This is a genomic window from Acidimangrovimonas pyrenivorans, assembly GCF_042643245.1.
In the GTDB taxonomy this organism is placed as follows: domain Bacteria; phylum Pseudomonadota; class Alphaproteobacteria; order Rhodobacterales; family Rhodobacteraceae; genus Acidimangrovimonas; species Acidimangrovimonas pyrenivorans.
Genome location: NZ_JBHRSK010000003.1, coordinates 46,435 through 58,928, shown reverse-complemented (window position 1 = coordinate 58,928; position 12,494 = coordinate 46,435). Strand labels below are relative to the sequence as shown.

Here is a 12,494-nt window from a genome sequence, read left to right as displayed (position 1 = left end):
TCGCGCGATTGGCAAGCGCGGGCTCAGGCCGGAGACGGCCTGGCGCGGCCGTCAGTCGACGGGCAGGTTGCGCCGCAACAGCCGCCATTCGTGCCAGACCAGAACGATGACGATCAGGTCGAAGACCGTCAGCAGGATCAGCCCGAAGGAGTGGGTGTAGGAATAGCGGTAGAGCTGGTAGACGATGAAGGCGCCCAGCGCCGCCAGCGAAAGCGGATAGGCGATCAGCTTCTCGCGCAGTAGCCCGGCCACCAGCACGACTTTGATCAGGCCGTGGCTGACCAGGTAAAAGGAATAGAAGGATTCGGTCGCCCCGGTCAACTGCTGCGCCGCACTGAGCAGATGGGTGGCGATGAAATCCCTCGGGTCCTCGGTCAGCTCGTCCTGGGTCAGCAGGTTGACCCAGTGCAGCACCGTCGGGGCGGAGGCGAAATAGAACACGAGCCCGCCGGCGATCTCGATCAGCGCGTGCAGCCCCTTGAGGAGGACGCTGACGCGGAAGACCTGGTGGACGCGGTGTTCGCTGACTTGCATGGCGCATCTAACTCCGCCCGGCGGCGGCAAGGCAACAGGGGGCCGGGATGCCCAGCCGGATCATTTCTTCGCAGGCGCATGCCCCGGCCGCGCGGCGTCCGGCTCAATCGATGCCGCGGATCATCGCCGCCGCCTTCTCGGCGATCATGATCGTCGGCGAATTGGTGTTGCCGCTGGTGATCGTCGGCATCACCCCGGCATCGACGACGCGCAGCCCGGCGATGCCGTTGACCCGCAGCTGCGGATCGACCACGGCGCCGGCATCGGTGCCCATCCGGGTCGTCCCGACCGGGTGGAAGATGGTCGTCCCGACCTTGCCCGCCGCCTCGGCCAGCTGTTCGTCGCTGGCATAATCCGGGCCGGGCTTGAACTCCTCGGGCCGGTATTTCGCCATCGGCTCCTGCGCCATGATGTTGCGGGTGATCCGGATCGAGCGCGCGGCGGTCAGCCGGTCGGCCGGGGTCGAGAGGTAGTTCGGCGCGATCTCGGGATGGGCCCGCGGGTCGGGCGAGGCGATCCTCACATGGCCCCGGCTCTCGGGCCGCAGGTTGCAGACGCTGGCGGTGATTGCCGGGAAGGGGTGCAGGTCCTCGCCGAAGGCCTCGAGGCTGAGCGGCTGGACGTGGTATTCGAGGTCCGGCGTCGCCATGTCCGGGCTCGACCGGGTGAAGGCGCCCAACTGGCTTGGCGCCATCGACATCGGGCCGCTGCGTTTCAGGGCGTATTCGAGACCGATCCTGGCCTTGCCGAACAGCGTCGCCGCCATGGTGTTGAGCGTCTTGGCGCCGTGAACCTTGTAGGCGCAGCGGATCTGGAGGTGGTCCTGCAGGTTGGCACCGACGCCCGGTGCGTCCAGCACCGGGGCGATGCCGAGACCCTGCAGATGCTCGGCCGGGCCGATGCCGGAGAGCTGCAGCAGCTGCGGCGAGCCGATGGCGCCGGCCGACAGGATCACCTCGCCCGCCGTCCGCGCCTCCTGCAGCGTGTCGCCCTGGCGGTAGCGCACGCCGACGGCGCGGCGGCCGTCGAGGATCAGGCCCTCGGCCTGGGCGTCGGTGACGACATGCAGGTTGGACCGGTTCTTGGCCGGGCGCAGGAAGCCGCGGGCGGTGTTCCAGCGCCAGCCGTTGCGCTGGTTGACCTTGAAATAGCCGACGCCCTCGTTGTCGCCGCTGTTGAAATCCGCCGTCGCCGGGATCCCCGCCGCCTCGGCCGCCCGGGCCCAGTCGTCGAGGATGTCCCAGTGCAGGCGCTGGTTCTCGACCCGCCATTCGCCGCCCTGCCCGTGCAGCTCGCTGGCGCCGTCGTAATAGTCCTCGGACTTGCGGAAATAGGGCAGCACGTCGTCCCAGCCCCAGCCGGCATTGCCCTTCTGGCGCCAGCCGTCGTAATCGGCCGCCTGGCCGCGCAGGTAGAGCATGCCGTTGATCGAGGAGCAGCCGCCCAGCACCCGGCCGCGCGGGTAGAGCAGGCTGCGGCCGCCCAGGTTGGGCTCGGCCACGGTCTTGAAGCCCCAGTCGGTGCGCGGATTGCCGATGCAGTAGAGATAGCCGATCGGAATGTGGATCCAGTGGTAATTGTCGCGCCCGCCGGCCTCGAGCAGCAGCACCCGTGCCTTCGGATCCTCGCTCAGCCGGTTGGCCAGCACGCAACCGGCCGAGCCGGCGCCAACGATGATGTAATCCCAATCCGCCATCGGTCCCTCCCCCCGAAACGTGACCCGAGCCTAGGCGGAGGGGGGTGAGGCAACAAGGGGCGATGCCGAAGAAGGGGTTTGCGGGACTGCGAGGCCTGCAGGCGGGAGGCCATGGCGGATATGTGATTCTCTCCGGCCCCCATTCGGCCCCGGGGTGCGATGCGCTGATGGCGCGGACTCAAGGCGCAGCCGCCGCGCAGCGCCTGCCCACGGGCGGGCGCCGCACGTCTCGCGTTTCGCTTGCTGGCTCCCCCTCCCCCGCCGTGACGCGGCGTCGGCAGTGACAAGCGCCCTGTCCGCCCCCATCTTGCGCGCCAAGGAGGACCTGCCATGACCGCATACCCCCATCTGCTCGCCCCGCTCGACCTCGGCTTCACCACGCTGAAGAACCGCGCCCTGATGGGCTCGATGCATACCGGGCTGGAAGAGCGCGGCGACTGGAACCGGGTGGCCGAGTTCTACGCCACCCGCGCCCGCGGCGATGTCGGGCTGATGGTCACCGGCGGCATGGCGCCGAACCGCGAGGGCGGCGTGTTTCCCGGCGCGGCGGGGCTGTTCAGCGATCAGGACATCGCCAATCACCGCATCGTCACCGACCGGGTCCATGACGCCGGCGGCAAGATCGCGATGCAGATCCTCCATGCCGGGCGCTATGCCTACGGGCCGGAATGCGTCTCGGCCAGCGCGGTCAAATCGCCGATCTCGCCCTTCGTGCCGAACGAGCTCGACGAGGCCGGGATCGAGAAGCAGATCGCCGATATCGTCACCGCGGCCGTCCGCGCGCGCGAGGCCGGCTATGACGGGGTCGAGGTGATGGGCTCCGAGGGCTATTTCCTCAACCAGTTCCTCACCGCCCATGTCAACAAGCGGACCGACCGCTGGGGCGGCAGCGTCGAGAACCGCCAGCGCCTGCCCGTCGAGGTGGTGCGCCGGGTGCGCGAGGCGGCGGGGCCCGATTTCATCCTCATCTACCGGATCTCGCTGATCGACCTGGTGCCGGACGGCCAGACCTTCGACGAGGTGCTCGGGCTGGCGAAGAAGATCGAGGCGGCGGGGGCCAGCATCCTCAACACCGGCATCGGCTGGCACGAGGCGCGGATCCCGACCATCGCCACCTCGGTCCCGCGCGCCGGTTTCGCCTGGGTGACGAAGAAGCTGATGGGCCACGTGAACATCCCGGTCGTCACCTCGAACCGGATCAACACGCCCGAGATCGCCGAGGGCGTGCTGGCCGAGGGCTGCGCCGACATGGTGTCGATGGCGCGGCCGTTCCTCGCCGATCCCGATTTCGTCGCCAAGGCGGCGGCGGGCCGGGCCCAGACCATCGCCCCCTGCATCGCCTGCAACCAGGCCTGCCTCGACCACACCTTCAGCGGCAAGCTGACCTCTTGCCTGGTCAACCCGCGGGCCTGCAACGAAACCGAATTGACGTTCGAGAAGGCGGAGACGCCGAAAAGCATTGCCGTGGTCGGCGCCGGGCCGGCGGGGCTGTCGGCGGCGCTGGTCGCGGCCGGGCGCGGCCATGGCGTGACCCTGTTCGACAAGGCCGGCGAGATCGGCGGTCAGCTCAACATGGCGCGGCGAATCCCTGGCAAGGAAGAGTTCGACGGGCTGGTGGCCTGGTACGAAACCATGGTCGCCGAGGCCGGCATCGCGCTGAAGCTGAACACCGGGGCCACGGCCGAGACCCTGGCCGGCTTCGACGAGGTCATCGTCGCCACCGGCGTTCTGCCGCGCGATCCGCAGATCGACGGTGAGGACGGGCCGAACGTGCTGGGCTATGTCGACGTGCTGCGCGGCCGGGCGCCGGTGGGCAAGCGGGTGGCGATCGTCGGCGCCGGCGGCATCGGCTTCGACGTCGCCGAATATCTGGTGCACCAGGGCGTCAGCCCGGCCGAGGATCCGGAGCTGTGGCGCCGCGAATGGGGCGTGGCCGATCCGTCCGAGGCGCGCGGCGGGCTGGCCCCCGAGGGGCCGCAGCCCGAGCCGCCGGCGCGGCAGGTGGTGCTGCTGCAGCGCAAGGCCGAACGGCCGGGCAAGCGGCTGGGCAAGACCACCGGCTGGATCCACCGCGCCACCCTGCAGGCCAAGGGGGTGAAGATGCTGGGCGGGGTGAGCTATGACAGGATCACGCCCGAGGGGCTGTGGATCACCCGCGACGGCACGCCCGAACTGATCGAGGCCGATACGGTCGTGCTCTGCGCCGGTCAGGTGTCCGACCAGGCGCTGGCCGACGACCTGGCGGCGGCGGGCATCTCGGCCCATGTCATCGGCGGTGCCGACGTGGCGGCCGAGCTGGACGCCAAGCGCGCCATCGACCAGGGCGCGCGGCTGGCGGCCAGCCTGTAAGGCAGATCGGGCAGCACCCCGGGCAAGGGCGCTGCCCGGCCCGCAGCCGGGGCAGGGTATGGGGAAGCTGCAGGCATGGGTCCCGGCGCGGGCACGCCGGGGGCGGAGGGCCACATCGGCCCCCCGCAAGTGCCGTGCTTAGCCCTGGGCCTTCAGCACGCCGTCATTGATCGCCGCCGCCAGCTCGTCCGGGCTGACCGTGCCGTTGCCGTCGGCGTCGATCTTGGCATAGGTCTGGTCGGTCACCTCCGGAAAGGCCGCCTGGATCTCGGCGAGCGAATAGCTGCCGTTGCCGTCGGAATCGGTCACCGCCGGCGCGGTGGTGGCGAAGGCCTGGGCGCCGGTCAGGGTCAGCATCGCGGCGAGCGTCACTCGGATCGGGGTCATTCTTCTCTCCCTTGTGAGGTTTCGGTGAAGGCGGGTCTGCCTTCGCCCCCTGCATGCCGCGACTCGGGAGCCTGTTCCACAGGCAACCGCATGGGTGCCGGTTCGCGTGCGATCCGGTGCCGAAACGGGGCATCGGACGGAACAATTTCCCGCCGACGCGCCGCCGCTTGCCCTTTTCCCGCTGACCCGAACCGGCCCGGAGGCGCCTTTTCCGCCGAAAAACCCGTCTCGGCGAAAGGCCGCCGGGGCTGTTTCTGTGCCATTAACGATCCAAGACAAAACCCAAGTATTGTCTGCCGCGCACCCCAATCTTGCCCGAATTGGCACCAATAACCGGGAAAAGACCTGCAGCACATGCAATGGGTGCACAATGGACCGACTGACAGAAATGGAAGCGTTCGCCACCGTGGTGGACCAGGGCGGCTTTACCGATGCCGCCAAGAAGATGGGCATTTCCAAGTCCGCCGTTTCCAAACACGTTTCGGCGCTGGAAGCGCGGCTGGGTGCGCGCCTGCTCAACCGGACCACCCGCCGGGTTTCGCCGACCGAGATCGGCCTGGCCTATTACGATCGCGCGCGCCGGGTGTTGAACGATGCCGGCGAGGCCGATGCGCTGGTGACCTCGATGCAGTCGGCGCCCTCGGGGCTGCTGCGCATTTCGGTCGCGACCGATTTCGGCGTCAGCCTGCTATCGCCGATCCTGGGGGATTTCCTGCAGGAATATCCCGAGATCACGGTGAACATGGTGCTGAACAACCGCTATGTCGAACTGATCTCGGAAGGATTCGACATGGCGATCCGGATCGGCGAACTCGAGGACAGCACGCTGATGGCGCGCAAGCTGACCGAGACGACCAAGCGGATGATCGCGGCGCCGAGCTATTTCCAACGCTACGGCCGGCCGCAGAAGATCGACGACCTGAACGAACACAAGCTGCTGCACTATTCGAACCAGTCGAATGGCAGCGTCTGGAAGCTGACCGCGCCCTCGGGCGAGAAGCGCCAGGTCCGGACCTCGGGCTCGCTGACCGTGAATGATGGCCAGTCGCTGCTGCATGCCGCGATCGCCGGGCTCGGCATCGCCTACCTGCCCAGCTTCCTCTACGCCGACGCCATGCGCCAGGGGCTGGTGGAAGAGGCGATTCCCGATCTGCCGGTCGAGACGCTGGGCATCTACGCGGTCTATCCGCCGGGCCGATTCACCCAGCCCAAGGTGCGCGCCTTCATCGATTTCCTGGCCCGGAACTTCTCCGACAAGGGCCCCGAAAGCTGGTAAGTCCGTCGTCCGCGCCGCGCGATACGCGCAAGGTGCCTACTGGGTCGAGGTCAAGATGACCTCGACCCTTCTGTTTTTCTCGCGCCCCGATTCGGTCAGGTTGCTGGCCCGCGGCGCCAGATAGCCGACGCCGTCGGCGCTGATCCGGCCGGGATCGACGCCGTATTCATTGACCAGCCGCGCCCGCACCGAGAGGGCGCGCTGCTTCGACAAGGCCAGATTCGCCTGCAGCCCGCCCTGCGCGTCGGTATGGCCGACCAGGGCGACCTTGCGGTCGGGGTTTTCCTTCAGATAGGCGGCCAGTTCGGCCAGCGAGGCGAAGTCGCCCTTGGCCAGCCGTGCCGCGCCGCTGTCGAAATTGAGGTCGTCCAGCGCCACCGCGCCGCCGGTCTCGAGCGCGGCGGCGACGCCCTGCGCCGGCAGCGCGCTGCCGTCGGGCTCCTGCACCGTCTTCGGCGTGGGGTTCTTGGTCGAGGGCGTGGCGGTCAGCGCCTGGTCCCGCGGCCCTCCGATCTGCAGCATCTGGACGAAACCGGCATCCATGCTGCGCGAGACCATCAGGCTGACATATTCCGGCCCGGCAGCGGTCGGCCGTTCGGCGGCGAGATAACGGAAATCGCCCAGATCGACATGCATCTGCGGCTCGGGCAGGATGTCGGTGCCATAGCGGAAATCGAAGCCGCCGCAGGCCCGGGTGCCGCATTGATAAAGCAGCCGGAAGCCGGCCTTGACCAACTGGCCGCGCAGGTCGTCCAGCAGCGCCATGGTCGAGACACCGCGCTCGGCCACCCGCCAGGCGACCTGATGGCGCGGACCCTCGACCGCAAGCGTGTGCATCTCGCCGTTCTTCCACGGCCCCACCGGCAGGTCGTAGCTGCCCAGCGCGGCATCCTTGCGCGCGGTCTCGACCGTCTTGGCGGGGAAGTCCAGGCGCACCTCTTGCGCCCCGGCCGCGTTCCAGGCCAGGGCAACCCCGATCGCGATGATCGGGGCGGCTTTCATCTTGCCTGACCGTGATAGGCTTCGTTCGGCTGCATCTCGGAAGCCGCGGCGACGCGGTTGGACATGTTGAAGAAGCCGGTAACCGAAGCGATATCCCAGATATCGCGGTCCGAGAAGCCGACCTCGCGCAAGGCGGCGCGGTCCTCCTCGAGGATCCGGTCCGGCGTCTCGGTCAGCTTGGCGGCGAAGTCGAGCATCGCGCGCTGGCGGGCATCGAGCGGCGCGACGCGGTAGTTCATCACCATCGCCTCGCCCAGCTTGGGATCGCCCGACAGCTGGCGCACCGCCGCGCCATGGGCGACCTGGCAGTACCAGCAGCGATTGATCGAGGAAACGACGACCGCGATCATCTCGCGTTCGAGCTTGCTCAAGCCGCTCTCGCCCAGCATCAGGTCGTTATACATCGCCGTGAAGCTGTTGAGCTTGGCGATGTCGAAGGCATAGGCCTTGAGCACGTTGGGAACGAGGCCCAGCTTCTCCTCGCAGATGTTGAAGTATTTGGCCGTCGCTTCGGGAAGCGGGTCGACCATGGGAAGATCAAGCGCCGTCGGCGGGGTGGTGTCTTTCGTCAACTGCTCGGGCCTCTCCGGGCTCATTTCATCCGATAGTGATATTTTCCCACAATCGTCATGCCGAAGGAAGCATAGAGGGCGCGGGCGCCCTCGTTGGCTTCCGTCACGACAAGGGAAAACCATTTCGCACCATGATCTTGCGCCCAGATCGCGGCTCTTCGCATCATATAGACGGCGGATTTCTGCCGACGCATCTCGGGCGGGACCTCCAGCGCGTGCAGCATGGCGATGTCGCCGTTCAGGGCGACGAAACCGCAGCCCGCGGGATGGTCGCTGCGCCGGGCCAGCAGCGCGGTTTTCGGCCCCTCGGCCCGGTCCATCACCGCCAGCCGCCCGGGGCCGATCCCGCCCTGCGCCCAGAGGTGGCGCTGGATCGCCAGCGGCGGCCAGACGGTGAAGGCGGCGACAGCGGGGATCTCGCCGATCATGTCGGCGACCGGGGCGAGGTAGATCACCACCGGATCGACCACCTCGTAGCCGCGCGCCTCGAGCGCCGCGTCCAGCGCCGCGTCGCCGGCGCGGATCATGAACAGCGGCCTCTGGCCCAGCCGTTCCTGCGCGGCCTCGGCGGTGGCGATGTCCTCGGGCCCCAGCGGCCCGTCCGATGTCGCCGCCGAGACCCGCTTGCCGCCGCCCCGGCCCTCGCGCAGGATCCATGGCCCGGCGCGGTGGAAGGCGGCCGGCGGCCAGGTGGCATCGACCGTGGCGTAGAGCGTATCAAGGTCGGGCTGGCTCATGCGGCGCCCTCGCCCACCGCCGCGGCCAGCTTCACCATCGCGGCGTCGAGCCGGCCGGCATCGGTGCCGCGGATCACCAGGTTGGTGCCGAAGGCGCCGTCGCGCTGGAACGGGTAGGAGCCGAAGCTGAGATCGTCGAACTCCCCCGCCAGCTCGCGCAGCAGCCCGGCGATCTCGCCCTCGCCGCGCATCACCCGCAGGCTCTGCGACAGCAGCGGCGCGCCGCCGGTCAGCGTCGGCAGCAGCGAGGCGAGCATCGACTCGAAGATGTTCGGAACCCCGGCCATGACATGGACGTTTTCCAGGCTGAACCCCGGCGCGCCGGAAACCGGGTTCTCGATCAGCACCGCGCCATCGGGGATGCGGGCCATGCGCAGCCGCACCTCGGTCAGCTCGGTGCCGGCGACAGCGTAGCGATGGGCGAGGATGGCGCGGGCGTCGTCGCGCACGTCGATAGGAACGCCGAAGGCGTCGGCGACGGCATCGGCGGTGATGTCGTCATGGGTCGGCCCGATCCCGCCCGAGGTGAAGACGTGGTCATAGGCCGCGCGCAGGGTGTTGACCGCCTCGACGATGGCACCGTGTTCGTCGCTGACCACCCGCGCCTCTTTCAGCACGATGCCGCGCCCGGTCAGGGCCTGGGCCAGGTGATACATGTTGGCGTCGCGGGTGCGGCCGGAGAGGATTTCGTCGCCGATGACAAGCATCGCGGCAGTCGGGTTTGCGGTGGGATTCGACGACATGGCAGCCTCCTTGCCCGGGGTACCCAAGCGGTATAGGCCGGGGGTCATGCGCTTTCAAACCCCCTTGATCCGCGCCCGTCTGATCCGGCGCTACAAACGCTTCCTGTCCGACATGGAGCTGGAAGACGGCCGCGAAGTGACGGCCCATTGCCCCAATCCCGGCTCGATGCTGGGGATGGCCGAGCCGGGGGCGGAATGCTGGCTGGAACCCAACGACGATCCGAAGAAGAAGCTGAAATTCTCGTGGAAGCTGGTGGCGCAGGGCGCGGGCGATTTCGCCGTCGTCGATACCGCGATCGCCAACCGGGTCGTCGGCGAGGCCCTGCGCGCCGGCAAGGTGCCGGACCTGACCGGCTATGACAGCGTCCGGGCCGAGGTGCCCTATGGCAAGGCGAGCCGGATCGACTTCCTGCTCTCCGGCGCGGCGGGCGAGGCGCTGGTCGAGGTGAAGAGCGTGACCCTGGCCCGGAACGGCTGGGCCGAGTTCCCCGACAGCGTCACCAAGCGCGGCGCCAAGCACCTGGCGGAACTGGCCGAGGCGGCACAGGCGGGCCGTCGCGCCGTCATGCTGTTCCTGGTCTCGCGCAGCGACGTCGCCCGCGTCCGGGTGGCCGGCGACATCGACCCGGCCTATGCAAGCGCCTTCGATGCCGCCCGCGCCGCCGGGGTGGAAATGCTGGCGCTCGGCACCCGGATCGGCCCCGCGGGCGTGACGGCGGCGGGGCCCGCTCAGGTGGACCCGGGACTGCAATCGGGCGCTGCCTCTGGTCATTCCCGGTCATCTTGACTATTTAGGCCCCAAACCCGGTGCATTTTCACCGGCAGACAGACGGAGAGGCCCAGTGGACGAGACCCCCGGCCGCGTGACCAAAGACGGCATCACCATTCACGAGCCGGCGGATTTCGCCGGCATGCACGCCGCCGGCAGGCTGGCGGCGGAAATCCTCGACGAGATCGCGCCGCTGGTGGTGCCCGGCGCCACGACGGGCGAGATCGACCGCTACATCACCGAACGGGTGGAAAACTCCGGCGCGGTTTCGGCCACGATCGGCTATCGCGGCTACCAGCATGCCTCCTGCATCTCGGTCAACCACGTCGTCTGCCACGGCATCCCCGGCGGCAAGGTGCTGAAGGACGGCGACATCCTGAATGTCGACGTCACCGTGATCCTCGACGGCTGGTATGGCGACACCAGCCGGATGTATGTCGCCGGATCGCTCAGCCGCAAGGCCGAGCGCCTGATCCAGGTCACCCACGACTCGCTGATGAAGGGGATCGAGGCGGTCAAGCCGGGCAACACCTTCGGCGACATCGGCTACGCGATCCAGTCCTATGTCGAGGCGCACCGGATGTCGGTGGTGCGCGACTTCTGCGGCCACGGGCTGGGGCGGGTGTTCCACGCGCCGCCGAACGTGCTGCACTATGGCCGGCCCGGCAAGGGCCCGGTACTCGAGGAAGGCATGTTCTTCACCATCGAGCCGATGGTGAACCTGGGCCGACCCGAGACCAAGATCCTGGCCGACGACTGGACCGCCGTGACCCGCGACAAGTCGCTCTCGGCCCAGTTCGAGCATTCGGTCGGGGTGACGGCGGACGGCGTCGATATCTTCACCCTGTCGCCGGCCGGCAAGTTCCACCCGACCTGGGGGTAGGTGCCGGTCTCCGGACGCGGGACATAGCGAAACCTGAACGCAGCGCAACACAGGGCCGCGCCCTCCCTCGGGTGGGCGCCCGCTTTGCCTGCGGTCTGCGGTTTATCCCGAAAGCCCTGAACGCCTTCCGAGCAGTGAGCGACATCGCCAAGGCGCCCTCCCGCCGTGCTGGAAGCACGCCTGCGTCGTGACGGAGAGGGAGGGCGCGGCCCGGCGGCGCGATGCGCCTTGATGCCGGGCCTGACGCGCGCCCCTCGAAGCTCCTTCATGGGCTCGAAGCGACCGACACGGATTCCAAATAGAAAACGCCGCCGGTGCAGCTCCCTGCCCGGCGGCGCTAACCATTTCTTAACCGGCTGTCAGACCCCGACCTCGGCGATCGCCTTGGCCAGCACGCTGACGCTATCCTTGTTCAGCCCGGCGATGTTCAGCCGCGAGTCGCCGACCATGTAGATGCCGTGCTTTTCGCGCAGCTCGACCACCTGCTCGGGCGTCGCGCCGAGGCGCGAGAACATGCCGCGGTGCTGGGCGAGGAAGCCGAAGCGGTCCGACCCGGTCAGCGTCCGCAGCTCGTCGGCCAGCTGCTCGCGCAGGGCCAGCATGCCGGTCCGCATCTCTTCCAGCTCGGCCTGCCAGTCGGCGCGCAGCTCGGGATCGGTCAGGATCATCGTCACCAGCCGGGCGCCGTGATCGGGCGGGAACGAGAAGTTCTGGCGGTTCAGGTGCGCCAGCGTGCCCTGGGTCACGTCGCGGGCCGCGCCATCCTCGGTCAGCGCCAGCAGGATGCCGGTGCGCTCGCGATAGATGCCGAAATTTTTCGAGCAGGAGGCCGCGATCATCACCTCGGGCAGGCGCGACGCGACCAGCCGTGTGGCCGCCGCATCCGCTTCCAGCCCGTCGCCGAAGCCCTGGTAGGCGAGGTCGATCAGCGGCACCGCGCCGACCTTCTTGAGCTCGGCCGCGACCTCTTCCCACTGGGTCAGGTTCAGGTTGGCGCCCGTCGGGTTGTGGCAGCAGCCATGCAGCAGCAGCACGTCGCCCGGCGCCACCCGGCCGAGATCGGCGATCATGCCCTCAAAATCGACGCCCCGGGTCTCGGGGTCGAAATAGCGGTACTCGGCCGATTTCATGCCGAGGTGATTGAGGATCGAGGGGTGGTTCGGCCAGGTCGGGTTCGACAGCCAGACAGTGGCGTCGGGCGCCGCCATCTGGATCAGTTCGAGCGCCATGTGGATCGCCCCGGTCCCGCCCGGCGTCGCCGCGCCGGCGACGCGCGAGGCATCATGGCCCTCGCCCAGGATCAGGGCCGCCATCGCGTCGCGATAGGCGGGCTCGCCGGCCAGCGCGGTGTAGCTTTTCGTGGTCTCGTCCTGCCACAGCCGCTGCTCGGCGGCCTTGACCGCGCGCATCACCGGCGTGACGCCCTCGGCATTCTTGTAGACGCCCACGCCCAGGTCGATCTTCTGTTCGCGCGGATCCTCGCGATACATCGACATCAGTTGCAGGATCTTGTCCTGCGGCAGCGGCTTCAGATTTCCAAACATCC

The 12,494-nt window shown here is 68.5% G+C and carries 12 protein-coding genes; 4 read left to right on the top strand and 8 right to left on the bottom strand.

Going from position 1 to position 12,494, the window contains the following annotated elements; translation table 11 throughout:
- Window positions 1–51: 51 nt before the first annotated feature.
- On the bottom strand, window positions 52–534 hold the full coding sequence (locus tag ACFOES_RS02555; RefSeq protein ID WP_377831593.1) for a DUF2127 domain-containing protein: 483 nt from the start codon (window positions 532–534) through the stop codon (window positions 52–54).
- 103 nt (window positions 535–637) lie between these two features.
- Window positions 638–2,230 carry a GMC family oxidoreductase gene (locus ACFOES_RS02550; RefSeq protein WP_377831592.1) on the bottom strand — a complete coding sequence of 531 codons (1,593 nt, stop codon included), beginning with the start codon at window positions 2,228–2,230 and terminating at the stop codon, window positions 638–640.
- 330 nt (window positions 2,231–2,560) lie between these two features.
- On the opposite strand from ACFOES_RS02550, the gene ACFOES_RS02545 reads away from it, so the two are divergent.
- Window positions 2,561–4,579 (top strand): oxidoreductase, encoded by a 2,019-nt coding sequence (locus ACFOES_RS02545; protein WP_377831591.1) that lies wholly within the window; start codon window positions 2,561–2,563, stop codon window positions 4,577–4,579.
- Between the two features lie 138 nt (window positions 4,580–4,717).
- On the opposite strand, the gene ACFOES_RS02540 is transcribed toward ACFOES_RS02545, so the two are convergent.
- Entirely contained in the window at window positions 4,718–4,966 is a 249-nt protein-coding gene (locus ACFOES_RS02540) for an EF-hand domain-containing protein (protein ID WP_377831590.1), read from the bottom strand.
- 370 nt (window positions 4,967–5,336) lie between these two features.
- Here ACFOES_RS02540 and ACFOES_RS02535 point away from each other — a divergent pair, with 370 nt between their 5' ends.
- The gene (locus ACFOES_RS02535) at window positions 5,337–6,242 is read left to right on the top strand and encodes a LysR family transcriptional regulator (protein ID WP_377831589.1); all 906 of its coding nucleotides are present in this window, start codon (window positions 5,337–5,339) and stop codon (window positions 6,240–6,242) included.
- A 36-nt stretch (window positions 6,243–6,278) separates the two neighbouring features.
- On the opposite strand, the gene ACFOES_RS02530 is transcribed toward ACFOES_RS02535, so the two are convergent.
- Genes ACFOES_RS02530 through ACFOES_RS02515 form a run of 4 tightly spaced genes read right to left on the bottom strand, consistent with a single transcriptional unit; the run spans window position 6,279 to window position 9,296 of the window.
- Entirely contained in the window at window positions 6,279–7,244 is a 966-nt protein-coding gene (locus ACFOES_RS02530; protein ID WP_377831588.1) for an OmpA family protein, read from the bottom strand.
- Window positions 7,241–7,840, bottom strand: a complete 600-nt coding sequence (locus ACFOES_RS02525) for a peroxidase-related enzyme (protein WP_377831587.1) — start codon at window positions 7,838–7,840, stop codon at window positions 7,241–7,243. The genes ACFOES_RS02530 and ACFOES_RS02525 overlap by 4 nt, the downstream gene beginning before the upstream one ends.
- A complete protein-coding gene (locus tag ACFOES_RS02520; protein WP_377831586.1) occupies window positions 7,837–8,553 on the bottom strand; it encodes a GNAT family N-acetyltransferase in 717 nt (238 codons plus the stop codon). The genes ACFOES_RS02525 and ACFOES_RS02520 overlap by 4 nt, the downstream gene beginning before the upstream one ends.
- Window positions 8,550–9,296, bottom strand: a complete 747-nt coding sequence (locus ACFOES_RS02515) for a competence/damage-inducible protein A (protein ID WP_377831585.1) — start codon at window positions 9,294–9,296, stop codon at window positions 8,550–8,552. The genes ACFOES_RS02520 and ACFOES_RS02515 overlap by 4 nt, the downstream gene beginning before the upstream one ends.
- Before the next feature lie 46 nt (window positions 9,297–9,342).
- Here ACFOES_RS02515 and sfsA point away from each other — a divergent pair, with 46 nt between their 5' ends.
- Both sfsA and map read left to right on the top strand, forming a co-directional pair.
- The gene (gene sfsA / locus ACFOES_RS02510) at window positions 9,343–10,083 is read left to right on the top strand and encodes a DNA/RNA nuclease SfsA (protein WP_377831584.1); all 741 of its coding nucleotides are present in this window, start codon (window positions 9,343–9,345) and stop codon (window positions 10,081–10,083) included.
- A gap of 55 nt (window positions 10,084–10,138) precedes the next feature.
- Entirely contained in the window at window positions 10,139–10,948 is an 810-nt protein-coding gene (gene map / locus ACFOES_RS02505) for a type I methionyl aminopeptidase (protein ID WP_377831583.1), read from the top strand.
- A 359-nt stretch (window positions 10,949–11,307) separates the two neighbouring features.
- Here the strand turns inward: map and ACFOES_RS02500 are convergent, their stop codons facing one another.
- Window positions 11,308–12,492, bottom strand: coding sequence for an amino acid aminotransferase (locus tag ACFOES_RS02500; protein WP_377831582.1), 1,185 nt, complete (start codon window positions 12,490–12,492; stop codon window positions 11,308–11,310).
- Window positions 12,493–12,494 lie beyond the last annotated feature (2 nt).

Excerpts from the sequence above, each read along its gene's own strand:
- ACFOES_RS02555 (WP_377831593.1), bottom strand. The coding sequence starts at position 534 with ATGCAAGTCAGCGAACACCGCGTCCACCAGGTCTTCCGCGTCAGCGTC.
- ACFOES_RS02550 (WP_377831592.1), bottom strand. The coding sequence starts at position 2,230 with ATGGCGGATTGGGATTACATCATCGTTGGCGCCGGCTCGGCCGGTTGC.
- ACFOES_RS02545 (WP_377831591.1), top strand. The coding sequence starts at position 2,561 with ATGACCGCATACCCCCATCTGCTCGCCCCGCTCGACCTCGGCTTCACC.
- ACFOES_RS02540 (WP_377831590.1), bottom strand. The coding sequence starts at position 4,966 with ATGACCCCGATCCGAGTGACGCTCGCCGCGATGCTGACCCTGACCGGC.
- ACFOES_RS02535 (WP_377831589.1), top strand. The coding sequence starts at position 5,337 with ATGGACCGACTGACAGAAATGGAAGCGTTCGCCACCGTGGTGGACCAG.
- ACFOES_RS02530 (WP_377831588.1), bottom strand. The coding sequence starts at position 7,244 with ATGAAAGCCGCCCCGATCATCGCGATCGGGGTTGCCCTGGCCTGGAAC.
- ACFOES_RS02525 (WP_377831587.1), bottom strand. The coding sequence starts at position 7,840 with ATGAGCCCGGAGAGGCCCGAGCAGTTGACGAAAGACACCACCCCGCCG.
- ACFOES_RS02520 (WP_377831586.1), bottom strand. The coding sequence starts at position 8,553 with ATGAGCCAGCCCGACCTTGATACGCTCTACGCCACGGTCGATGCCACC.
- ACFOES_RS02515 (WP_377831585.1), bottom strand. The coding sequence starts at position 9,296 with ATGTCGTCGAATCCCACCGCAAACCCGACTGCCGCGATGCTTGTCATC.
- sfsA (WP_377831584.1), top strand. The coding sequence starts at position 9,343 with ATGCGCTTTCAAACCCCCTTGATCCGCGCCCGTCTGATCCGGCGCTAC.
- ACFOES_RS02500 (WP_377831582.1), bottom strand. The coding sequence starts at position 12,492 with ATGTTTGGAAATCTGAAGCCGCTGCCGCAGGACAAGATCCTGCAACTG.